This is a genomic window from Paenibacillus woosongensis (assembly GCF_009725165.1).
GTDB lineage: Bacteria > Bacillota > Bacilli > Paenibacillales > Paenibacillaceae > Fontibacillus > Fontibacillus woosongensis.
On the sequence record NZ_WNZW01000012.1, the window covers coordinates 95175 to 118439 of the forward strand.

Genomic DNA, 23265 nt, shown 5'->3' on the forward strand with positions numbered 1-23265 from the left:
GCTAGTTCGCCCACTCTATCCAGTACTCGCCAATCGGTGTCATGACCAAATACCAGTCATCCCACTTTTTGCTGGCCTGAACCATCATCGGAGCAAGTCTGCCCTTCTCTGCCGTCCGGTCGAATGGCTGTTCATAAAAGACGGTATCCTGTTTAAGTTCTATGCTGGCATCCACTTCGGCAGCCGTACCGAGCCGCGGATGAGGTTCATAAATCCATCCCATACCTTCACCGGTTTGGATTTTGTACCAGTTGCCTGCCTTCGCCGCTGCTTGCAAGGTTTGCGGACTTAAACGGGTTGTTGCCTTAGACAGAAAATTCGGCTCGCTGTATACGTCCCGCGCCTCGGTTAGGGTCAAAGTCCCCTCTTCCAGCGGCTGCTCGGCCCGGTTGCAATTGCGGCTCAGCCACAGTCTATAGCCTTCGTCCGCAAGCCATATGCCGATCCCTTTATTTCGCTTCCATTCCTCGGCAAATGCGGACAGCGGCAGATGCGCTTCGCCTGTCTTAATGCCGATTTCCGGCGTGAAAGCGGGACGCCCGAATGTCGTGATGAACCAATCCGTGTACCCTCCGCCGGAAGGATTACTCGTCGGCTGGACCAGGCTGTATCCAGTCTTGGCAGCAAAGCTGTGGGCCAGCTTCCGGTCGCGCGCCAGGTTGGCCGGAGCTGTCTTGTAGTTCCAATACAGAATCCGCCCCGCTGAATGGTAGGAAATGGCAATTTCCGGCTGAATCTCATAAGTGAAATTTACGAGACTTTGATTCTCCGTCGTTTGCAGCGGCTTGGCCCCTTTGTAATTCATCCAGTTCGGCCCAGCCGCGTTGTTATGTATCGTACTCCAGTCTGCGGGATACTGGCGGTTCAAATCTACGCCTTGGGCATTGGCTTTCCAGCGCGTAAAATCTTTGCTGCCCTGGTTCATCTGCAGCAGCGCATTCCTCGATTTCTCCGGAAAAGCCGTAAGCCCGGATTGCTGAAGCGTAACCCCATCCGGATTGACCATGGGCACAAACCAGATTGTCGTTTCGTTCAGCACCTTCCTCGCATCATAGCCGTCGATCGCCGTTCCTGCCCTGTAAGCTTTGGCATATTGCTCGATCATCTGCAAATTTATCGTCGTCGTTAGCCATTCCCTGGCGTGATGCGATCCGTTTATGAAAATGGCCGCTTCACCCTGACCCAATTTCACCGCCCAAATCTCCCGGCCGTGCGGCGTTGTGCCGATTGACTTATATTCGATGGTCTCCGGATAACGCTCCGCCAAATCGGCAATATGCGAGGTCATCCTCTCATAGCTCATAACTGTGTCACTTCGCACGATATCCCCGCTGCTTGCAGACGTAAAAGAACTTAACATCGCCAACGACAGCATGGCAGCGAGGATGGGCAGCCAAAACTTGGCGTTATGCCAGCTGTTCACGGTGCTGATGCGCCTGCTGCTCTTGTTGGTGTTGCTAGTTTTGAAGAGGCTGATGTCGGCGTTACTAGTGCTGACACTGCTAGTATTAGCGCCATAAGGGCCAGTGCTGCTAGTGTTGACGCCGAATGCACCTATACTGCAGCCTTTGTTACTAGTATCTGTGCTGTTGCTAGTGTTTGTGCTTATACTAGTGCTTTTACTAATGTTTTTGGTGTTACTATAGCTCGTGCTGTTTCTAGTCACTTGATTTCCTCCGCATGATGTTTTGGTTCTTTCGACCTACTACGGAGGATATAAGAAATCTAGCAATCTGGCAATACAAATTTTGATAATTGCTATATTAGGAACCAACATGCCTCTTGTATTTACTTCGCATCCAGTTGCCATAACTGGTGAGGGCCGCTTACGATCCGGTCTCTTGAAGCCTCCCCGTGGAATGACATCGGCAAGTAACCTGTACCCATATACATTTTCTTCACCTTCCAGAAGCTCATGTAACACGCAAGTACCCATACACGGATCATTTTAAAACGGAATGTATTTTATACAGCTAGTTAAGCTCTTTTTGTCAGAAAAACATGTGCTAAATGTATAACATGCAATTAGTTTGCCTGCTAAGAGCCTGTTCGCCGAAATAGCTTAAAACTAAATGCAGGTTTTGCAGTTAGTTCTCCTCGACAGAGCCAAAACCGATAAACTAACTGCATGAAATACATCTAGTTAACTAACTCGCGACCATCTAGCAACAGTTAGAAATCTGTAACCTGAACGTCCAGGTACAGTAACTAAACCAGAGTTAAATTTATGAAGGGAAAGACTCCAGTTCCATGAAGGGGCCGTGAGGCTGTTACATCATTCTCTCGACCCTCTTGGCGGCTGATTGGTATTTCCGCACGATTGCCGTATTCCGTAACACGCATTCACTCTTATCTGCGCGCATTTTTCGCTAAAATGAAAAACCGCCAAGCCTCAGCTTGACGGTCCATGTACTTCCTTCCGTATAATCAGCAACAGCTTACTGATTTTGACTCACAAAGGATTGAATATCGATAAACGGAGTAGCTCCGCCACTCACTGCAGGCAGACGTCCATCCCACTTCTCGAGAGCCTTCTCCTGCACTTCGATTTGCTTCAGTTGTACCAGTTCTGGCGTAACCTCCTGCTTCTTCAGCTTGAGGGACTCGGCCTCAGCTTGAGCCTGGGCGATCTTTTGCTTCGCTTCGATTTCAATCCGCTTTAAATCGTTCTCCGCCTTCAGCGCCTGCTGCTGAGCGACCTGCTTCGCTTCAATCGAATTGTCGAACGCTTCGGAGAACTTGAAGTTCACAATATTGATTTCATTTACAATCAAATCGTATTTAGCCATCCTTGCCGTCAAATGCTCGCTGATCTCTCCGGCTACGATATCACGCTTTGCGATCAAGTCCTCAGCGGGGTACCGTGCGGTAACCTCCTTGACGACTTCCTGCACCGCCGGGTTAATGATGACCGAATCATAAGCTCCCCCAACATTATTCATCAAATTGTAGGCCGACTCTTTATTGACGGAATAGTTGACGACGACATGCGTCGATACCGGCTGCAAATCCTTGGACGATGCGGTCGTATCCGTTTCCGTCTTCGTTACCTGGGTATTTACCTGAATCACCGTCTGAATGAAAGGAATCTTCAAATGAATGCCGGGCGACAAAATATTGTCGTTGAGTTTTCCAAAAGTTTTATACAACCCAACATGGCCGTACTGCACCTGCGTCACACTGTTCATCCCTACAAATGCCAAAATCACGATCACTGCGATTGCAGCTATCCCTTTGTATCCCGTGTTTTTCCTTGGTTTGTTAGGTACTGCTTCCATGATAGATCCCCTCCACATTATGTGTATCGCTCGCCGGCTGTCTTGGCGCCGTTAATGGATAATACGCATCACCAGGCAAAAGGTAACAAAACTCCCTTCAAAAATATCTGAACGTAAACAAGAATTGGTTATCATTGTCCAGACTTTGAATCGGAAGGCCCCGTAAACGTGGAGATAGCACAAGAAACGGCCTTAGGAACGAATAAGTATTTGTTTTAGTCACAAGGGACCGTGAAGTGCAATTCTATCCCTCAAAAACGTGGTAATATAATAAGTTAATAAAATAATAAATATGGGAGAGAGAAAGAATGAAACGAAAACTGATTCTTTTATTATCCATGCTTATTTTTTCAATCGTTTTATGGCCAACACAAACTCAATCTGCTGCACAGGAAATTACAGTTATTATCCATGGAGAGAAGCAACAATATGATCAACCACCCGTTTTATATCAAGGAAGAACATTAGTCCCGTTGCGCGGCATTTTTGAAACATTAGGTGCTAGAGTGAATTGGAACCAGGTAGAGAAAAAAGTGACCGCTACAAAAGACAATCAAATGATTGAACTAATTATTGGTTCTAATCATGCTAAAATCAATGATCAGCTGCACAAATTAGACGTGGAAGCAAAAACGATCAAGAATCGTACAATGGTTCCATTGCGATTTATTGGAGAAGCATTAGGAGAAGACGTTCAGTGGGAACCATCCACAAAAACGGTATTTATCGGTGGGAAAATTGAAATACAACCTAATCAGCCGAGCAGCGTGCTTGCGGAAGTACAGAGTATTTATGAAAATACTGGTGCTAAATTTGAAGGAGATATTAACGAATATTTTGCCGGAGGTAACGGCATTAACCAAGCTTATGTTAATAATATATTAGTTGTTTTCAATTCTGGCAGTTTCGATAATTTTACTGTTGCCGCAGAGGTTGCTAATAAATTAGGTGGAAGTGGGGATGTCAATCAGACAGCTGCTGCTATTGATAAAATTTTTAATGGTGAAGCTGTAGGAGCGATTACCGTAGGTAATATAACAATAACCTCTGGCGGAAGAAGCGTCCATCTAAGCTGGTGAATGAGTTAAGATTGTGAGGGTCTACAAATAAACTATGAGGTGCTTTAGTTTAGTTAAATAAGACTATACAATGAAATAGAACTTCCAAATAATAATGGAAGTTCTATTTTTCAATTACTTCACATGAAACTTTTACTTTCTAGAAAGCCAGGCGCGGTCATTTCTCCAAGTGACATCGACCGGCAGTTCGAAGAAGTCTGACAAGGTATCCCCGCGGAACAGCTCCTTCGTATTACCCTGCATGAACACTTCACCGCGCCGGAGAAGCAGCGTCTTGGCAAAGGCCGGAACGATCTCCTCCGTATGGTGAGTAACATAGATCATATGCGGAGCGTCGGGCTGTACCGCCAGCTCCTGAATGCTGTCCAGCAGCCCTTCCTTCGAGATGAAATCGAGGCCGTTCGCAGCTTCATCCAAAATCAGCAGTTTGGGTTCTGCCATCAATGCCCGTGCAATGAGCAGCTTTTGCTGCTCGCCCTGGGAGCAGGTCTGATATGTGCGATCCAGCAAATGGCCGCATCTTAACTGATGCATCAATGCCTCCGCCCGGTCAAAATCCTCGCTGGACGGCTTTTCATACAACCCGATCGATGCAAATTTCCCGCTCACAACCAGATCCTGCACCTTCTCGGATGCATGAATTCTTTGCTGCAGAGAAGAGCTGACCCACCCGATCGATTTACGCATTTCCCTGACGTCCACTTCGCCATATTTATGCCCCAGTACGGAAATCGTGCCCGTTGTCGGCCAAATGTACCCGTTGATCATATTAAGCAATGTCGTTTTACCCGACCCGTTCAGCCCAAACAAAGCCCAATTCTCGCCAGGCGCGACCTGCCAGTCTATCCCGTCCAGCACAACTTTGCCGTCCCGCCGCCATGTTACATTCTGCATCTCAATCACTTGACTAAAACCCTCCGACCGGTTCGAATCACTCATCTACAACGCCTCCCTGACTTAACTGGTTTCCGTTCTGTCCCTATTCTTAATGATGGGCTTAGATTGCTGCCCTATAATATTTACAAAGCTAACTCGCTGGAATAAACTTGTCAAGCCAGGAATGTGCATGGAATGTCCTCATTTTGAGCGAAGGATGGTGATATAGACGATGACAAATGTGAAAATATCGGGGCTAGTCGTTCATATATTTAACGGTTACAGAGCTCGGTTCTAAGCTTTACAACCCGACGAGACTTCGGTGTATTTTGATGACGATTTTGCGAATGCAGCTCTCTCTGTGCACGTGGCCGCATGGGCGATGCAAATCCGTTGGAAAGAAAACGGCGAATAGTCCCGGCTCCATGATCAAGTCACTGCCTTCATCCTGTCCCGCCCTCCGTTCTCTCCGCTGAACAGCTTCGAATTCCTTTTCCGCTTCGGATTCATAGTATTGTATATCGTCTTCGCTTAAGCGGTTCAGGCTAATTTTCAGCCGGTCATCGTATCTTTTCCAGCCAATCCGTTCCGTACCGCTCACCAAATACTGAATATCTATATAGCTGTAGTGAGATTCGTACTGCTGACCGCTAACCGGCTGTGTCGTATATTCCTGAACAATAGCAAACATCTTTCCGCTTTCCAGTTCATATCTGCCTGGCGAAGCATTCTCTAGCTGATGCAGCTTAATGTATTCCAGCCCTCTTCGCACAGCGGAAGGGTATAAATGCTTCTCTTGATCCAGGTTTCTGATATCCCCCAGCATCATGGCTGTTCCTTCCTTTCCCGGATGCGGTTCTTCAAACGCTTGCTGTCATTTTGTCTTCAAGGAGTCAGGAAGAGGTCATGGCCTTTTTTTTTGCAGCTGCTTTAACCTAGTCATAACTTCATTGCCGCCTCGGCCAAAATAATCATGCAGCCGACGATACTCCCTATAGAGCTCATCATACATAGCCTGATGCACGGCAGTTGGTGTATAGCTCTTCTCCTGGAGGTGAGCCATATGCCTGGCCGCCTCCTCGATGGTGTCGTAGCCGCCGCGCAGGGAACCTGCTGCTACCGCTCCAAACATCGCGGCTCCCAGCGCCGGAGTCTGTGTTGAAGCGGCGATTTTGATCTCCCGGCCTGTGATATCCGCATACAGCTGCATTAGCAGCTTGTTTCTCTGCGGCAGGCCGCCGCAGGCGTACAACTCCTTCACCTCAACCCCGGCAGCTTCGAAAGCCTCAATAATATGGCGAGTGCCGAATGCTGTTGCTTCCAGTAATGCACGGTATATTTCCTCGGGTCTCGTCTGCAGCGTCAGCCCGGCAATCATGCCGCTCAGCTCGGAATTGACCAGATTTGAACGATTCCCGTTCCACCAATCGAGCGCGATTAACCCGCTCTCGCCAGGCAGCAGCTTAGCCGCTCCCGCCTCCAGCCATTCATGAACAGAGACGCCCGCCTGCCCGGCTTCCCTTTCTACATAAGCAGGCACGGCCTGCTTCACATACCATCCAAACATGTCTCCAACGGCAGGCTGTCCCGCTTCATATGCATACAACCCAGGTATAATACCGTCCTCTACGACACCGCAAATGCCTTCCACTTGAATTTCCTGTTCACTTAGCAGCAAATGACATAACGAGGTTCCCATCGATAGCACCATATCCCCAGGTGATGTCGCGCCGGCGCCGGGCACAGCCGCATGAGCGTCAATGATGCCCGGCGCCACGGCGATGCCTGGGCGCAAGCCCATCATTGCAGCCGCCTCTTCCGTAAGCACGCCCGCAGACTCGCTTAGTGTCACGATATCTCCCCGGAGCTTCGTCTCGGCGAAGGCGGCAAACCGCGAATCCAGATGTTGATAGAAATCCCGCTGCGGATATCCCTCTTGCCGATGCCAAAGCGACTTATAACCCGCGCAGCCGCTATTGCGCTTCAACATCCCGGTCATCACAAATACGATCCAATCCGCAGCCTCCACGAAGCGATCTGCCGCATCATAAATATCCGGGCGTTCCCGCAGCACCTGCAGAGCCTTCGCCGTCATCCATTCCGAGGACACCTTGCCGCCATACCGTCCAATGAAGCTCTCTGCCCGCGCAGCGGCAAGTTCATTGATCAGATCGGCCTCCTGCTGGGCCGCATGGTGCTTCCACAGCTTCACATAGGCATGCGGCTCATGACGGTACTCCTCGGCATAACATAACGGATTGCCTTCTTGATCTATGGGAAGTATGGTGCTGGAAGTAAAATCAACCCCGATGCCAATGATCTGCTCCGGCAAGGCGCCGGAAATCCTTAATACTTCCGGAACGGAGTGCCGCAGCACTTCCACGTAATCCCGAGGATGCTGCAGCGCCCACTCCGCGCCCAGCTTGACTCCAGTTCCCGCAAGCTCGACATCCATAACCCCGTGAGGATAAGGCGTCACATGCCAGGCAACCTCCCGGCCGTCGCGGACATCCACAAGCACAACACGTCCCGATTCGGTGCCATAATCGATTCCAAGAACATAGCGAACATCCATATTCATGCTTCTTGCCTCCTTCTCTCTTGCTCCTCTTTCATTTCTCCCATCTCCCCCGCTGGCGATTATTTATATAGAGGACCAAAGGCGGCACACGCCCGGTAATCCGCTCCGGTCGCATCGTCTGCGCCGAAAGCTGACCATACGCTTGGCCGGAAAATATCCTCTTCAGGCACATTGTGCATATTTACCGGAATACGCAGCATCGAAGCAAGCGTAATCAGTTGGGAGCCAATATGGCCGTAACTGACTGCGCAGTGGTTGGAGCCCCAATGGTTCATGACCGAATAAACATCCTTGAATGCCCCCGATCCAGTCAATCTCGGCACGAACCATGTCGTCGGCCATGTCGGATCAGACCGGCGGTCCAGCACGTCATGCACATCCTCCGGCAATTCCACAGAATACCCCTCGGCAATTTGCAGCACCGGGCCGATGCCATGGATCAGGTTGATCCGAGCCATTGTCAGCGGCATACCGCCCCGTGTCGTAAAATCCGTGGAAAATCCGCCCGACGGGAAGAAATCCTTGGCCGGGCACCAGGCTACCGCATCCAGACACTTCTGGGCTTCCTCCTCGCTGATTTCCCAGAACGGCTTCATAGCCGGCTGACCGTTCAGCGACTGCTGGCCTGTGCCATCCAGGGAAGCCGGGCCCGAATTAATCAGGTGGATCACTCCGCCTGCTGCCTGTCCTTCCAGCTTCTTGCCGGTCACCCGCTCGACGGCTTCCGGGCTCCAGTACGTACGCACATCGGCAAAAATTTGCGCGGCATTTGTCAGCTGATGCCCGAGCAGCATGGTGATCGCGTTCAAATTGTCATTCTCCGTGGCCAGCATAAACGGCTCGCGAATGCCGTTCCAATCAAAGGAGCTGCTCAGAATAGCTTCCATAAAGTCACCGGTCGGCAAATGATCCGTCCACGCTCGCTGTCCCTGAAATCCTGCGGCAATGGCATTCCGCCCTTCTGCTTCTTCGCCGTAGCCCATTTCCGCCAGCTTCGGATTGCCGACCATGAGGTCGCGGGCTATGAGCGCCATTTTGACTACCGTCTCCCAATCCTGCGCCTTCTGCCCTGCAGATCTTTGGCGCTCCGGCGGGTTAACGTCCTCCCCTTCCTTGCAGTGCTTCTTCGTCCACTCCAGCGCGCGCTTATATTCTTCCTTATCGTAAATCCCCCGCTCCATCCGCCGGATAAACTCAGTCATATCCACATATTCATTGCGCATGCCAAGATAGTTTTGGAAGAAGCCTTCGTCCACAATACAGCCGGCAATCCCCATTGACACCGTTCCCATCGACAAATAGGATTTGCCGCGAATCGTCGCTACAGCAAGCCCGGCCTTGGCAAAATTCAGCAATTTACCCTGTACGTCCTCTGGGATGGTATCATCGCCAATATCCTGCACATCCCGTCCATAAATGCTGAACGTAGGCAATCCCTTCTGGTTGTGGGCCGCAAGCGCGGCCGCCAAATAGACCGCTCCTGGACGCTCCGTTCCGTTAAAGCCCCATATCGCCTTCGGCATCCACGGATCGGTATCGATCGTCTCCAGCGGATAGCACCAGGACGGAGTTACCGTAATCGTTACGCCCACGCCTTCCCGGCGGAATTTCTCGGCCGTGCTGGCCGCTTCCCGCACCCCGCCAATCGTCGTATCCGCTACTACGCATTCCACAGGCAAACCATTAGCATGGCGGAGATTGTCCGATAGAAAGCGGGCGCAAGCGAGAGCCAGATTCATCGTCGGCTCCTCCAGTGATTCGCGGATCCCGCCGCGCCGTCCATCAATGACCGGACGAATGCCTATTTTGGGCATAGCGCCCTCCAAACGGTTTACAATCATTGGTGTACTCATGATCATTCCTCCTGTTATATAATGAATTGCCCGGACAACTGCTTGGACAATTGATGCAGCTGGCGGATTTCTAAACGGTTCGTTGCCGTAAAGTCCCGATGGTTCTTCACCCGGCAGTAATAGTTATCAAAGACGCCTTCCAGCATTAAATAGTACTTGGCGTTGACCGGGTATAATTGCCTTTCGATTAGAGAGGTCATACTGAGGAGATTCGTGAGCGTCTCCGCCCGCTTCGGCTCATTCTCCCAATTTTTCAGCAGCCATACGTATAAGTCCGGATGGAAGTTCGCCATCACCCCGCTATACCCTGCGATGCCAAGCCGAAGCGTCTCCAGCAGCGTCGCTGAATTCGCATTATATATTTTCAAAGAGCTGTCCTGTACGGCTTCGAGCTTCTGCCGAATATTATCCGTATCACAGCTAGTATCTTTCAGAAAGTGGAATCTCCCCGTGCTTGCGCACCATTGCAGCAGCTCGGGTGAAATAATTCTTTTGTAGGGAAATGGACACTCATAAAAACTTAGCGGAATATCTTCCGGCAGCCTGCTGAGCAGCTTCTCTAAGTTGGCCTTCCATACCTCATCCGGCTCATCCTCGTTCGCCAATCGGTTCGTGATCAGCACAAGAGCATCGATCCCGGTTGCAGCCATGGCCGTCAGTTCCTTAACCTGGTCGTCAAAATCATCGGAAATATGGCCTGAAGCTATAACAGGCACGCGTCCGGCTGCTTTTTCTTTAATAAAAGAGGCCAGCTTCACTCTCTCTTGCAAACTTAAGTGAAACATTTCACTCGATTGGCAAACTGCAAACAGACCGTCTACACCATGCCGGATATACCATTCAACCGCCCGCTCCTGGGCAACGAAGTCGATTTCTCCGTTCTCCTTGAACGGCGTAACCATGGTTGGCCATACACCGTCCGGTATATGTGATTGTAATTGATTCAACATCTATGTCCCTCCACGCACGTAGTCAATAACAACAATTCCTATCCGCTGCTCCACTGCTAAACACTGCTATTTCCCGCTGTGAAATTTGTACCATAGTTTACAGCAATAACCGTATTACTTCGCCCTTCTGCTAAACTTTCTAAAGGCAATATTGACTCTGTTCCAGGTATAAGTCAGGTAGAGCTGGTCTCCATACGCAAGAACTGCCGGATAGGAAAACTCCCCCTCGCCGTCTTCCAGCATAGCCTCTTGGGTCCAGGTCAGCCCATTATCCGTGGACGCCATCAATACAAGCGGCGTGCGCGGTCCCCAATTGACGCCGACAGGATTGCAGCAAAGCACCAGGGTTCCATCCTCCATGCGGACAACATCCATCCCGCTGTTATTATTCGGAACGCTCGTTGGATACGCCGCGCTCCAATGGACGCCGCCGTCCTGCGAATCACTGCGGTGAATGAATCCTTCCGAGCTTCTCATCAGCATATGAACCTGGCCAGGCTCGGACTCCCATACCGATGGCTGAATAACCCCCCGGCCGTAAAATGACTGCTCCGACACCGGAATATCGCTCTTTACCGCTTGGATGTCACTCCGTTGAATACCAGCGATGCCGATCTCCTCGCTCCGCTGCCAGGTCAAGCCCTGATCCTGCGAGCGATCAGCGAACGAAGTCCAGATTCCGTCCTCGGCAGAAGCCGGAGCGACCCAAGTGCCGTCCGCGAGAACGATCACCTTATTGCGAACTGGGCCTCTGCCTCCCCGGTCACCAGGAACGAGCTCACTCGCCGCCGACCAGGTTCTCCCCTCATCCTTGGAGATTTTATAGAGCGTTCGCCATTCCTTAATCCATCGGCCGATTTTATAGAATAGCATCAGCTCGCCGCCCGGAAGATTCATAAGTACCGGATTCCAGCAGGGCTCCTCTACTCCCGCCGCTATTTGCAGCGGCCGCGACCAGCTCCCGCCTGTCTTGCGGGAGCACCAGATTGCACTGTCATCCGCGCCTTCCTTGCTCCCCGCAAACCAGACGGCGAGGATATCGCCGCCAGGCAGCACCGCCAAATGTGAAGCATGACAGCTGGCAAACGGTTTGTCCGTTCCCATGATCAATTCATTCGTGATCTCATTGAACATGTCCGTAATTCCCTCCTGAGAAATCAACTTGCCGCATTTGCGGCCTGGTTGACTAGCCTTTGATCCCGGAATTTGTAATTCCCTCTACGAAATAACGCTGTAAAGACAAGAACACGATAACAGACGGTATGATGGCCATACAGGCCGCGGCAAGCGAAGTGCCATACTGGAATTGCGCGGTGGAATTCGCTCCGCCCATAAACTGCGCAATCCCTACCGTCAATGGCTTCAAGGCATTCGCGCGAATCGCGATCATCGGCCACAGGAAGTTGTTCCAGTTCGAGATGAACATCAGAATCGTGACCGTGGACACAGCTGGCTTCGTTAAAGGCAGCATCACCTTCCAGAAGATCCCGAAATCCTTGCAGCCGTCGATTCTCGCGGCTTCCTCCAGCTCATTAGGGATTCCTTTGAAGAAGCTGGTCAAGATGTACACGCTGATGACGTTCGCGCCAGCAACCAGAATGAGCGCGGCAAATGTATTCAGCAGCTTCAATTCAGAAACGAGCAGGAATAACGGAACGATGTAGGCCTGAATCGGAATAAGCAGCATGGAGACGATGAGCGTAAAAATCACCTTTTTCCCCTTGAAGTTAAGCCGCCCAAACGCATAAGCTGCAGGCGTCGTCAACGCGAGCACAAACAACGTCGACAATACGGTAATGATCAAACTGTTCATCATCCAGCCGGTGTACGGATACTGGGCCAGCACGGATTTATAATTGATGAGCGTGAAATCGGCGATCCATTTCGGCGGATAGTTCATAATTTCCGCTTCCGGCTTCAGCGAAGAAACGACTGACCATAGCAAGGGAAACAGGAATATGACACCGATAAACGCCATGACAATGTAGATCAAAGTGTTTTTTAATTTCATGCCGTGAGCCTCCCCTAGTCATCCAGCTTCAGCAATCTGGATTGAATTTGCACAAATACGATTAAAATGACCAATGTCGCGATGCCAAGCACAGAGCCGTAGCCGAGATTGTAGTTCTGGAATGCGGTTCCGTATAAATATTGCACCAATGTGAGCGTAGCCGTTCCCGGACCGCCGTTCGTCATGACGAATATTTGGTCAAATATTTGAATCGTATTCACGAGGGTAAGTGTGATCACCATCGAGGTAATCGGCTTCAGCATCGGCAAGGTAATCCTCATGAATGCCTGTGTGCCCGTGGCCCCGTCAATTTTGGCCGCCTCGTACAAATCCGCGGAAATATCCTGCAGACCGGCAAGATATAGAATCATGTTGTAGCCGAGGTACGACCATACAGTAACAAGGGCAATTGAGAATAACGCCCACTTCTCACTCGTCAGCCATTCAATCGGCCCAAGGCCAACCAGCTTCAAATAGTAGTTGAGAATCCCGAAGTTGTTATCGTACAGCCAGTTCCAAATGATACCGACGACGGCCGGGATCAACACGTAGGGAATGATTGAAATCGTTCTTACAGCGTTGCGGAAGCGCAGCTTCTGGTTCAACAGCACGGCCATCAGGAGGCTGAACACAATCAGCGGCGGCAATGTCAATACGAGAAACAGCAGTGTATTTTTCAGAGAGACCCAAAATATCGGATCATTGAACAGCTTCTTGAAGTTGGCTAATCCGGCAAACTCGGCGTCGCCGACGATATTCCATTTCATAAAGCCGATGAACAGCCCTGCTATACTCGGTCCAAAGCGAAAGACAAGGAATACGAGCAGATAAGGCAGCAAGAACAGCGCCGCGACTTTTCCTTGTGATTTCATGAAGTCGTCAACCTTTCTACCACTATGGTGATATTACTAGTCTTAATAGAGTGGTACATGAAACCGATACGGCAAGGATCCCTGCGTGCGGTGCCTGGCATCTTACAATGGTGGTCAATCAACCATGCGCAATTTTCTTCTGACCAGCCGTATCGGTTCATTTTTGTGTCAATTTCAGTGGCTGCTCGCGAGCAACAGATGCTACTCTTGCAGCAGACTGTCCATATCTTTCTTTAACTGCTTGGCGATATCATGTGGATCCTTGTTGTTCAGAATAGCGTCCTGAGCGGCTGTCAATATCGGGCTCGGAGCTGTACTGGAGAAGATTTGCGCCGCCTTCGGATGCGATGGAAGCAGAACGCTGCTGTCTAAGCTGTTAATGAACGCTTCCCGGCCTTCCATGCTCTGAGCGGTTTGCATGCCGACGTTGCTTGATGGAAGCTGCCCGGATTTCGCCCATTCGCCGGAGTTATTGTCCAGCCATTTAACGAATTCGATCGCTGCTTTGGCCTTATCGGAATCATTGTTTTTCTTCAGTGGGAAAGTAAGGATTTCTGCAGCTCCCCAAGCAGCCGGTTTATCAAACACTTTAGGATAAGGAGCGCTTGCCCATTGGATATTGGATTCCTCCAGCTTCGGCATTTGCCATGGTCCGTCCACGAACATCGCTACTTTGCCGCCCATGAAATCATCGACCGGGGATTTCTCGCCTTTAGGCACGACTTTGTATTTAAATACAAGGTCTTGCAGGAAGGCAATCGCCTTCGCCATCTTCTCTTCATCCAATTCAACCGCTTTCATATCTTCGGTAAACGGGTTATGGTCTTGCTGATTCAATAGAGCATAGATTTGATAGAATACATGGTGGTTCATAGAGAAACCAAGTCCGTATTGCACGATATTGTTCGCGTCGAAGCCTGCTTCGTCGGCACGCTTGCCTTTGTTGTCGACCGTCAGCTTCTGGGCTGTCGCGATCAGCTCTTCGCCGGTCATCGGGGGCTGCGTTATTCCCGCTTCATTATAAAGATCCTTGTTATAGTAAAGTCCGTGCATATGAACGTCTAACGGAACCGCATATTGCTCGCCTTTATAGAAAGTTCCGCCCCAGGCAAAGGAAGAATAATTTCCCGTCTCCATGCCGACGTTGGCGATCGGCGCGTTGTCCAGGACGCCCATCTCAACGAACTGTCCCAGCTCAAATGGATGCATGACCAATACGTCCGGCGGATTCCCGCCTTTCATTTCCGTCAAAAACTTGGTGAACAGCGGAGTCCATTGCAGGGAAGTAAATTCAACATGAATGCCGCTTTGTTCCTGATTGAACTTGTTAACTAGTCCTTCCATCGTGTTGAGGTCAGGTCCTGTCCATCCGCCCCAGAAATCAATATTCACAACCTTACCGCTGCCGCCGTCATTTGCCGAGGCCGGTGAGTTCGTCGCTTGTGGTTTGGGGTCGGCCGCACAACCTGCCAACGGTAAAGCCAACAACATTACAGTAAGAAAACTTGCAAGCCATCTCTTTGTTCTCATGTACATCCCCCTCTAAGGATTCTCAAGATTAATGAAGATTTGCCTGTCAAACTATAAGTGTAAGCGCTTTCTTTAATGCGGTTCAGATTTAACGCTCACCCCCTTTCAGGTTGTGAATTATAGAGTAATGCCTTATATTTGGTGCTAACCAGGGAGAAGACGATTTGCCGCTCCTCCCGGTTAGACGTATAACCAAGCTGATGTACCGCCGGTTCTCACCGGGTTACTCTCCGCAGGATTTGCGGGTCACGATATGCGTATCGAACATTTTATGAACCTTCACATTCGTTTTGTACAGCATCATATCCGTCAGCATTCTCAAGCTCTCTTTCGCCATCTCTTCTACCGGCAAATGAACTGTAGATAATGTAGGTATAGTATAATTGGTTACTTCGTCGTTATCATGGCCAATGATTTCCATGTCCTCCGGCACTTTGATGTCGATTTCATTCAGTGCCTTGAGTGCGCCTACAGCCATCTGATCGCTAATCGCAAATACACCTGTCGGCATGAAGCCGGATTGCTCCTTCATTCTCATCACCGCTTCATACCCGCCCTGCTCTGAGAAGTCTTCATACATCAAATGCTCTTCATCGATTTCCAATCCTAGCTTGGCCGCCTTATCCAAAAATCCTTCTCTGCGCAGCATGATTGCCTTGGAGGAAACGTCAGGGATAATCAGTCCCACCTTTTTGTGGTTCCGCTTATACAACCTCTCCGCAACCATCTCGCCGCTTCTGCGGCTATCGACATTTACGGATGAATATTTGCTGGATTCGCGTTGGTGCAGCACGATCGGAACGTTCAAATCAGCCTGCTCAAGGAACTCGTCATCCTCCTCCGTGGAGTTCGCAATGATCGCCCCGTTAAACCGGGTTCCTGTTACTAAGCTTCTCACCTCATTCAACTTGGTGCCAACGTATGGCTGGATCAATAGCTCGTACTCATCCTCCAGCTCGTTAAGGGCGTGCTGAAAGCCTTTCAGGTACCGGCCGACAAGCGCTGTCCGCGTATCCAGCGTCCAGAACAGGGCGATGATCGGCAGCACCGTTTCCCCTCCGCTCCGCAATCGTCTCGCCGAAATATTCGGCTGATAGTTAAGCTCTCGGGCAGCTTCTAATATTTTCGCTTGCGTTGCGGCGGATATCCGGTACTTGTCCCCTTTGCCATTCAACACCATGGAGGCCGTGCCTTGCGATACTTTAGCAAGTTGGGCTATTTCCTTAATGCTTGCCATGCTTATAACACCTCATCATTTTCTTCATATTGGCAAAATATCCTAATCCATTGTATAGGTTCAAACGAGATTAAATCAATTAATTAACACACCATTCAGGATCATGCACTGCTAATACGTTTTGCTAAAACGTTTTGCTAATACGTTTTTATTGTATTTTAAAAGCGCTTACACGTCAACAGGAATTTTTAAATTTTATTGAAATATTTTTTTGACACAACTTTCAGACTGCTATTTCTTTAATTGGTAGCATGGAGATGGAATAATGAGGTACAATAACATCCGTAGGTTTACAAGCGTAAGCAGCGCCATATGAAACGGCCTGTCCGTTTTCATTTGATAGGATGCCTCTAGAGGATATTGGAAGGATGGATGAACTCATGCATGTAGCAAACAAGTGGGAAGATTACGAGATCATTGACGCCGGGGGCGGAGAGAAACTGGAACGCTGGGGGGACATCATTTTACGCCGCCCTGATCCGCAGATCATCTGGCCGATTCATCACGAATCACAACAGTGGAGAAATGTACATGGCCATTACCACCGCAGCTCCTCGGGCGGCGGGCAATGGGAGATGAAGAAGCAAATCCCGGAGCGGTGGACAATATCGTACGAGCAGCTTAAGTTTTACATTCGGCCTACGAACTTCAAGCATACGGGTCTATTCCCAGAGCAGGCGGCAAACTGGAGCTGGATGATGGACAAAATTCAGCGCGCCGGACGGCCAATTCAGGTGCTTAACCTGTTTGCCTACACGGGAGGCGCTACGGTTGCAGCTGCTTCCGCAGGCGCATCCGTTGTGCATGTTGACGCGGCTAAAGGCATGGTGCAGTGGGCTAAAGAGAACGCCGCCCTATCCGGTCTTAGTGAACGGCCAATCCGTTATATTACGGATGACGTATTCAAATTCGTCCAGCGTGAACAGCGGCGCGGAAATCGCTATGACGCCATCATCATGGACCCTCCTTCCTATGGACGGGGGCCTGGCGGCGAGATGTGGAAGCTAGAGACCAGCTTGTATCCGTTCGTGGAGTCGTGTTTGTCCATTCTGTCGGACAACCCTCTCTTCTTCTTGATCAATTCCTATACGACAGGCATCTCGCCAACCGTGCTTCATAACATTCTGTCGATGACTGTCAAGAAGCGCTACGGGGGAAGTATTTCCGCCGGCGAAATCGGGCTGCCTATTACGAATTCGGGACTGAACCTTCCTTGCGGGATCCTTGGCCGCTGGGAGGATTAACCGATGACTACAAAGAACAACAACGAGGGCCGGAATATGATGGAGTCGGACTTCGATATTTTATACGAAGATAACCATCTGCTGGGGATCGTCAAACCGGTTAACATCCCGACCCAAGGGGATGCCAGCGGCGATCCTGACCTGCTGTCCTTGCTGAAGGAGGATATCAAGGAACGTTATCAGAAGCCAGGCAATGTATATTTAGGGCTCGTCCATCGCTTGGATCGGCCCGTCGGCGGCGCAATGATTTTTGCGAAGACGTCAAAGGCCGCCTCCCGGTTATCGGAGTCCGTCCGCAGCCGCAGCTTCGACAAGACGTACCTTGCCATCGTGCACGGCACGCCTCTAAAGCAGCAAGGACGTCTAACGAATACACTGCTGAAAAATGAGCGTACGAATACCGTGTCGGTCGTCACGAAGGGAACGTCTGGCGGCAAAGAGGCCATTCTTGATTATGAGGTCATTGGGACAGCTGCAGGCGACAATCTGACGCTGATTAGGGTTACCCTGCTCACCGGACGCCCCCATCAGATTCGGGTACAGCTCAGCCATATCGGCTGCCCGCTGTACGGCGACCAGAAGTATGGCCAGGCCTTCAACAAGCCGGGCCAGCAGATCGCTCTGTGGTCACTGTATGTCGGCTTCCCGCATCCGGTATCGAAGGAGCAGATTCATATTACCTCCCTGCCGCCGGATGAAGCTCCTTGGAGCCTGTGGAACAGGCAAACCTACGAGGAGCTGGCGCGGCTGCTCTGATTTTCATCATGAAATAAACTATCAAGTAGACGGAAGCATCAATGCGCACGTCTACTTGCACCCCTTCACACGCTGATCCGATACGGCAATTCCTAAAAATCCTATTCACCATCGAAGCAAGTTCAAGAGTTTGCTTGTAGAAAGAAACCACATGGAGTTATTACACTCGCATGTGGTTAATAAGATTAAACCTATTCAAATGTTATTCCACCATTTGCATAATGCTCATCTAAAAAGATATCTATCTTCTTAATCTGATAATAACACAGCAAGTTATCATCACTCTGTTCATGCAATACAATTTTCACTAACTTTTCCTTTACTCTACTAGTTGGTTGAAAAGTGCTGTATGAAACCTTCTTCAACTTCCAACCTTTAGTTACAATTAGATTGTGATTCTTCCAATCAAACCCATCTAGGTTGATTTCATCAAAATGTATAGCATCATCAGGAGACTTTAGAATTCGCACCAGCATGCCTCTCTCCCGATCTCCTTTAACTGATCCCAATTCTTTACTGTATTTTTTGTGATTTCAACACAAAAAGCGTACTTATGATTAAAAGACAACAAAAGCCCAACAACATCATCCATTTTAATCTCATAATATCTCCTTAAAAAGTTGATCCCCAGATTTTCTTTCCTTGCCCATTTTTCTTATAGTGTTCTACCTTTCTATATGAGTAATGGTATTTACCAACTTTAGAATATTTAATTACCCTTCTATTTACCCCTTTGGGTAGGTGAGATTTAAAATAATCTTGATTATTTGCAAGCTAATTCCTTATTTTTACCCAATAGTTATATATTGTATGCGCTTAGCACATCACGACGAATTTTATGATATTTTCGTAAAATTAGGGATTCGAGTTAGAGAGTAGCTACCTTGCTAGCCCCCTCTAATTCGGATGTGAACTCGCGTATATTCCCTCAGGTTACCACAACGTGACCATCTACCTCGGACTAGACTAACAACAGATGCTTGCCATCCCCTAAATAATTGGCTTGGTCGGGTCAAATAATAATCTTCAGTTGACCTAGAGATAGCGTCCCAATCTCCTCCTGCTAGAAAAGCTAATTCATAACTTAAGTATAAGAAGGAAGGCTGCTCGATCCGGCATAGGATTATCGTGCAATATTTTTACTAGCCCTATATAAAACAACAAAAACGTGTGACCCTTCGGATAGAGGATCACACGTCTCTAAGAAATTACCTACTTCATTCCTGAAATTTTACCCATTAAATAAACAAGCAGCTGCTGATTATGCGTAGAAATGCGGCTGAGCACACCGTCCAAATAGGCGTGACGGATCGAAATTCCCCGGTCGGCCTCCGTCTTGCCTTTCTCCGTAATCGATATCCAGACGATCCGCCGGTCTTCCTCGTCCCGGTCGCGGCGAATCAGCTCTGCCTTCTCCATCCGGTCCAGAAGCATCGTTACCGCGGCCGGGGTCGTTGCTAGAAACGGAATCAGATCCGACGGCTTCAACTGGCCATTCTGCTCTAATACTTCAAGCACCGACAATTGGGATGTGGTTAAGGTTGGCGCAAGCTCCTCTTCCAAATGATTCTGATAGTCTTTTACGATTTTGTTAAGTAACTTTCCGAATTCTTCCGTATGCATCATATCCCCCCTATCTCTGCCTGACTCAATGATTTATGAATAATGATTCGTTGGTTTTGTCCTATGTAAAGATGATGAGTTCGACGATAGAAGCCATAACATACACTACAATAAACGTTTTCTTAACACCTTTAATTAAATTCGCCGTCCTTCGCTCAAAATCCTCCTTATTCCAAAAAAATCCATCCGTTTGAGTTATTGCAAAAAACCAGCCGACTGCTCGGCTGGCTCAAAACTTCTAACGGAATTACAGCTATGGATTATTTAATCGGATATCTCCAGCCAAGCGGATCATCAAGTTGACCGCGCTGAATGCCCGTGATCGTGTCATACAGCTTCTTGGACAACTCGCCGGTTTTGCCTTCGGCAATGTTCAGCTCAAGCTCCCCCCATTTCATGCTGCCGATCGGCGAAATGACAGCGGCCGTACCCGTTCCAAAGGCTTCTTCAAGCCATCCCTTCTGATGCGCCTCGGCCAGCTCCTCCATTGCAACTTTGCGTTCGCTCACCGGAACTCCCCATGATTTCAGCAGCGCGATAACGGAATCTCGCGTTACCCCGGCCAAGATGCTTCCTGACAACTCGGGTGTAATAACTTCACCGTTCACCTTGAAGAAGACGTTCATGCTGCCGACTTCCTCAACATATTTGCTCTCTGCTCCATCCAGCCAGAGCACCTGCGAATAGCCCGACTTCTTCGCATCCTCCTGAGCTTTGATGCTAGCCGCGTAGTTGCTTGCCGTTTTTGCAGCACCGGTTCCGCCGCGGAAAGCCCGAACATAACGCTGTTCTACGTGAATGCTGACCGGATGGATACCCTCGGGATAATAGGAACCAACCGGTGAAAGAATGACCAGCAGCTTATATGTGTGCGAAGCCCGTACGCCGAGACACGGCTCAGTAGCAATGATAAACGGACGAATATATAAGGCGTTCTCTTCTCCCGACGGAATCCATGATGCATCGACTTTTATAAGCTCCGTGATCCCCTGCAGCAGCGTAGAAGGCTCTACCTGTGGAATGCTTAACCGCTCGCAGGAGTCGTTCAGCCGCTTCAGGTTCATATCCGGCCGGAACAGCACCAATTCCCCGGCAGCCGTCCGATATGCTTTCATCCCTTCGAATACTTCCTGCCCGTAATGGAACACCATCGCCGAAGGATCAAGGGCAATCGGACCATAAGGGACGATTTTCAGATCATGCCAACCCGCCTCAAGCGAATATTCCATCGTCAGCATATGGTCGCTGAAATATTGCCCAAAGCCCAGGGCCCCCGGGTCCGGCTTCTGCTTCAAATTCTGACTTAATTCAATGTTCAAGCTCCCCATTACTACACGTCCTCTCGATTATTAACTCTATCTTTACTATAGCGCTCATTCAATCATTGATCAATAATATGATATCGATCATTATCATAGTTCGTATCTATAACGCGCAAGCTTCACACCCGTTACATGTAAACTAAATGACCACTGACCTCTATGTTTGTGGGCTTTTGCATTTTTGGTTTATAATTTTCACAAGAGCTTCGTCATTTTAATCGGGGGGCCTGCCTTATGTGTGGACGTTTTACTATCACAGTTCCTTATGAAGAACTATTGCTGCGCTATTATATTGATGAAGATACAAACACAAACTATGAACCTTCCTATAACGCAGCTCCTATGCAATACATCCCGGCAGTAGTCAAAGGCAGTAACGGGAACCGGTTGGGGAGCCTTCGCTGGGGGTTAGTCCCGTCCTGGGCTAAAGATGATAAAATCGCCAGCAAAATGATTAACGCAAGAGCTGAAACAATTACCGAAAAACCTTCATTTAATCGATTGATTACGTCCCGCCGCTGTATTATCCCTGCTGATGGTTTTTACGAATGGCAGCAGCGGGCAAAATCAAAGCAGCCGTTTCGAATCACATTGAAGGACGAGGGGATTTTCTCTTTCGCAGGGCTTTACGATATTTGGATGGACCCAAGCGGAAACAAACTGGCGACCTGCACCATCATCACTACTGCGCCGAATCGTCTAATGGCCGATATTCATAACAGAATGCCGGTTATTCTCCAAAAGGAAGATGAAGCAGAATGGCTTGACAGGGATCATGCAGATGTACCGGCACTTATACAATTGTTGAGGCCGTATGACTCCAATGAAATGAGGGCCTATCCAGTATCGTCTGAAGTAGGCAACGTAAGGAATAATGATACTAAGCTGCTGGAAGAAGTAAAGCCTGCCGATCTTCTATAAGCAAGTGCACTGTATCTCTAAACCATGACCAACAATCCAGGAGGTCCAATAACTAATACATTTGTCGCCTGTCCCAGGTGAGTTCAACCGTAAGCACCCTCGTGTACTGCACCACGAAGTAAACAAGCAAGAAATCCTCGGCGACCCTTGATATATATATATACGATTTTTAAATAATATGTTCTACTATAATCATAGGTTATATCTATGGAAGAAGGGATAACTTGGAACACCGTCTGCTAGAATACTTTATCGCCGTGAGCGAGGAACTGCATTTCACGAAAGCCGCGGACAATCTGGGGATTTCCCAGCCGACGCTCAGTCACCAAATCCGCTTGCTGGAAGAGCAGTTGGGCACGCCGCTGTTCCACCGGTCGGGCAAGAAAATTCATTTGACCCAGGCCGGAACGGTTCTGCTGGAGCATGCCCGCCGGGTGTTTCACGAACTGGAGCAGGCGAAGCTGGTCATCGGCGAATTGACCGGGCTGCGGCGAGGCCGATTAAGAATCGGCTGCTCGGGCAATCATTTGCTGATTCAGTCCATCATTTCCTTTCATCGCCAGTTTCCCGGCATCGAGCTATCCATCGTCGAACTGGCGACCGAAGAAACCCGCGAACGGCTGCTCACCAACAAGCTGGATCTCGGGGTCGTATTTCTGCCGCTGAAGGACGAGCAGCTCATCAGTCTTCCTCTGTATAAAGAGGAACTCGTCGTCATCGTTCCCCAGGATCATCCGTTTGCGGAATCGAGCGGCATTGAACTGCGAGAGCTGGCCCTGTCGCCTCTCGTCTTGTTTCCTCCAAAGTTTCTGGCCCGGCAAATGCTGGATGCGTCCTGTGCTGAAATTGGCATTCAGCTCAGTCCTGTTATCGAGTTGTCCACGATGGAATCCCAGTGCCAAATGGTTGCTCATCACGTAGGCTTGAGCGTCGTGCCCAAATCCTACACCGCAACGCTTCGGGACCCGCGCCTTGTCAGTGTCCCCATCGCCGAACCTGCCCCCTACCGCAGTGTTGGCATCGTGTACCGCAAAGATACATACATGGATACAGCCATACAGGCTTTTATCGAGCACTTATCCTCCAATTTGCAAACGGACTAACGAGTATTTTCCTTTACCCCACACAGTCA

22 protein-coding genes are annotated in these 23265 nt (G+C 49.4%); 6 read left to right on the top strand and 16 right to left on the bottom strand.

Going from position 1 to position 23265, the window contains the following annotated elements; translation table 11 throughout:
* Position 1 precedes the first annotated feature (1 nt).
* Positions 2–1423 carry a M14 family metallopeptidase gene (locus GNP95_RS21160; protein WP_330163548.1) on the bottom strand — a complete coding sequence of 474 codons (1422 nt, stop codon included), beginning with the start codon at positions 1421–1423 and terminating at the stop codon, positions 2–4.
* Here GNP95_RS21160 and GNP95_RS21165 point away from each other — a divergent pair.
* Positions 1409–1684 (top strand): hypothetical protein, encoded by a 276-nt coding sequence (locus tag GNP95_RS21165; protein WP_155612817.1) that lies wholly within the window; start codon positions 1409–1411, stop codon positions 1682–1684. The genes GNP95_RS21160 and GNP95_RS21165 overlap by 15 nt on opposite strands.
* A gap of 104 nt (positions 1685–1788) precedes the next feature.
* Here GNP95_RS21165 and GNP95_RS25855 read toward each other — a convergent pair whose 3' ends face one another.
* Both GNP95_RS25855 and GNP95_RS21170 read right to left on the bottom strand, forming a co-directional pair.
* A complete protein-coding gene (locus GNP95_RS25855) occupies positions 1789–1947 on the bottom strand; it encodes a hypothetical protein (RefSeq protein WP_196427271.1) in 159 nt (52 codons plus the stop codon).
* A 491-nt stretch (positions 1948–2438) separates the two neighbouring features.
* The gene (locus GNP95_RS21170) at positions 2439–3278 is read right to left on the bottom strand and encodes a prohibitin family protein (protein WP_155612818.1); all 840 of its coding nucleotides are present in this window, start codon (positions 3276–3278) and stop codon (positions 2439–2441) included.
* Positions 3279–3586: 308 nt separating this feature from the next.
* Here GNP95_RS21170 and GNP95_RS21175 point away from each other — a divergent pair, with 308 nt between their 5' ends.
* Complete coding sequence (locus GNP95_RS21175) at positions 3587–4357, top strand: copper amine oxidase N-terminal domain-containing protein (protein WP_155612819.1); 771 nt, start codon at positions 3587–3589, stop codon at positions 4355–4357.
* Positions 4358–4489: 132 nt separating this feature from the next.
* Here the strand turns inward: GNP95_RS21175 and GNP95_RS21180 are convergent, their stop codons facing one another.
* The 10 genes from GNP95_RS21180 to GNP95_RS21225 all read right to left on the bottom strand — a co-directional run bounded on the left by GNP95_RS21180 (position 4490) and on the right by GNP95_RS21225 (position 16267).
* The gene (locus GNP95_RS21180) at positions 4490–5296 is read right to left on the bottom strand and encodes an ABC transporter ATP-binding protein (RefSeq protein ID WP_155612820.1); all 807 of its coding nucleotides are present in this window, start codon (positions 5294–5296) and stop codon (positions 4490–4492) included.
* A gap of 238 nt (positions 5297–5534) precedes the next feature.
* Positions 5535–6062, bottom strand: a complete 528-nt coding sequence (locus GNP95_RS21185; protein WP_155612821.1) for a NanQ anomerase/TabA/YiaL family protein — start codon at positions 6060–6062, stop codon at positions 5535–5537.
* A 75-nt stretch (positions 6063–6137) separates the two neighbouring features.
* On the bottom strand, positions 6138–7808 hold the full coding sequence (locus tag GNP95_RS21190; RefSeq protein WP_155612860.1) for a ribulokinase: 1671 nt from the start codon (positions 7806–7808) through the stop codon (positions 6138–6140).
* Positions 7809–7873: 65 nt separating this feature from the next.
* Complete coding sequence (locus tag GNP95_RS21195) at positions 7874–9667, bottom strand: L-fucose isomerase (protein WP_155612822.1); 1794 nt, start codon at positions 9665–9667, stop codon at positions 7874–7876.
* 14 nt (positions 9668–9681) lie between these two features.
* Complete coding sequence (locus GNP95_RS21200) at positions 9682–10617, bottom strand: dihydrodipicolinate synthase family protein (RefSeq protein WP_155612823.1); 936 nt, start codon at positions 10615–10617, stop codon at positions 9682–9684.
* 114 nt (positions 10618–10731) lie between these two features.
* Entirely contained in the window at positions 10732–11751 is a 1020-nt protein-coding gene (locus tag GNP95_RS21205) for a sialidase family protein (protein WP_155612824.1), read from the bottom strand.
* 52 nt (positions 11752–11803) lie between these two features.
* Positions 11804–12628, bottom strand: a complete 825-nt coding sequence (locus GNP95_RS21210; RefSeq protein ID WP_155612825.1) for a carbohydrate ABC transporter permease — start codon at positions 12626–12628, stop codon at positions 11804–11806.
* A 14-nt stretch (positions 12629–12642) separates the two neighbouring features.
* Entirely contained in the window at positions 12643–13500 is an 858-nt protein-coding gene (locus GNP95_RS21215; RefSeq protein ID WP_155612826.1) for a carbohydrate ABC transporter permease, read from the bottom strand.
* 201 nt (positions 13501–13701) lie between these two features.
* On the bottom strand, positions 13702–15030 hold the full coding sequence (locus GNP95_RS21220) for an extracellular solute-binding protein (protein WP_155612827.1): 1329 nt from the start codon (positions 15028–15030) through the stop codon (positions 13702–13704).
* 223 nt (positions 15031–15253) lie between these two features.
* The gene (locus GNP95_RS21225; protein ID WP_155612828.1) at positions 15254–16267 is read right to left on the bottom strand and encodes a LacI family DNA-binding transcriptional regulator; all 1014 of its coding nucleotides are present in this window, start codon (positions 16265–16267) and stop codon (positions 15254–15256) included.
* A 380-nt stretch (positions 16268–16647) separates the two neighbouring features.
* On the opposite strand from GNP95_RS21225, the gene GNP95_RS21230 reads away from it, so the two are divergent.
* Both GNP95_RS21230 and GNP95_RS21235 read left to right on the top strand, forming a co-directional pair.
* On the top strand, positions 16648–17511 hold the full coding sequence (locus GNP95_RS21230) for a class I SAM-dependent methyltransferase (RefSeq protein ID WP_155612829.1): 864 nt from the start codon (positions 16648–16650) through the stop codon (positions 17509–17511).
* 3 nt (positions 17512–17514) lie between these two features.
* Entirely contained in the window at positions 17515–18267 is a 753-nt protein-coding gene (locus GNP95_RS21235; protein ID WP_230873935.1) for an RluA family pseudouridine synthase, read from the top strand.
* Between the two features lie 191 nt (positions 18268–18458).
* Here GNP95_RS21235 and GNP95_RS21240 read toward each other — a convergent pair whose 3' ends face one another.
* The 3 genes from GNP95_RS21240 to GNP95_RS21250 all read right to left on the bottom strand — a co-directional run bounded on the left by GNP95_RS21240 (position 18459) and on the right by GNP95_RS21250 (position 21218).
* Complete coding sequence (locus tag GNP95_RS21240) at positions 18459–18743, bottom strand: hypothetical protein (RefSeq protein WP_155612830.1); 285 nt, start codon at positions 18741–18743, stop codon at positions 18459–18461.
* Positions 18744–19479: 736 nt separating this feature from the next.
* Positions 19480–19890, bottom strand: coding sequence for a MarR family winged helix-turn-helix transcriptional regulator (locus tag GNP95_RS21245; RefSeq protein ID WP_155612831.1), 411 nt, complete (start codon positions 19888–19890; stop codon positions 19480–19482).
* 260 nt (positions 19891–20150) lie between these two features.
* Positions 20151–21218: a branched-chain amino acid aminotransferase gene (locus tag GNP95_RS21250; RefSeq protein ID WP_155612832.1), complete on the bottom strand. Its 1068-nt coding sequence runs from the start codon at positions 21216–21218 to the stop codon at positions 20151–20153.
* A gap of 228 nt (positions 21219–21446) precedes the next feature.
* On the opposite strand from GNP95_RS21250, the gene GNP95_RS21255 reads away from it, so the two are divergent.
* Both GNP95_RS21255 and GNP95_RS21260 read left to right on the top strand, forming a co-directional pair.
* Positions 21447–22133: an SOS response-associated peptidase gene (locus GNP95_RS21255; protein ID WP_155612833.1), complete on the top strand. Its 687-nt coding sequence runs from the start codon at positions 21447–21449 to the stop codon at positions 22131–22133.
* Between the two features lie 224 nt (positions 22134–22357).
* The gene (locus GNP95_RS21260; protein WP_155612834.1) at positions 22358–23236 is read left to right on the top strand and encodes a LysR family transcriptional regulator; all 879 of its coding nucleotides are present in this window, start codon (positions 22358–22360) and stop codon (positions 23234–23236) included.
* The last annotated feature ends 29 nt before the right edge of the window (positions 23237–23265 follow it).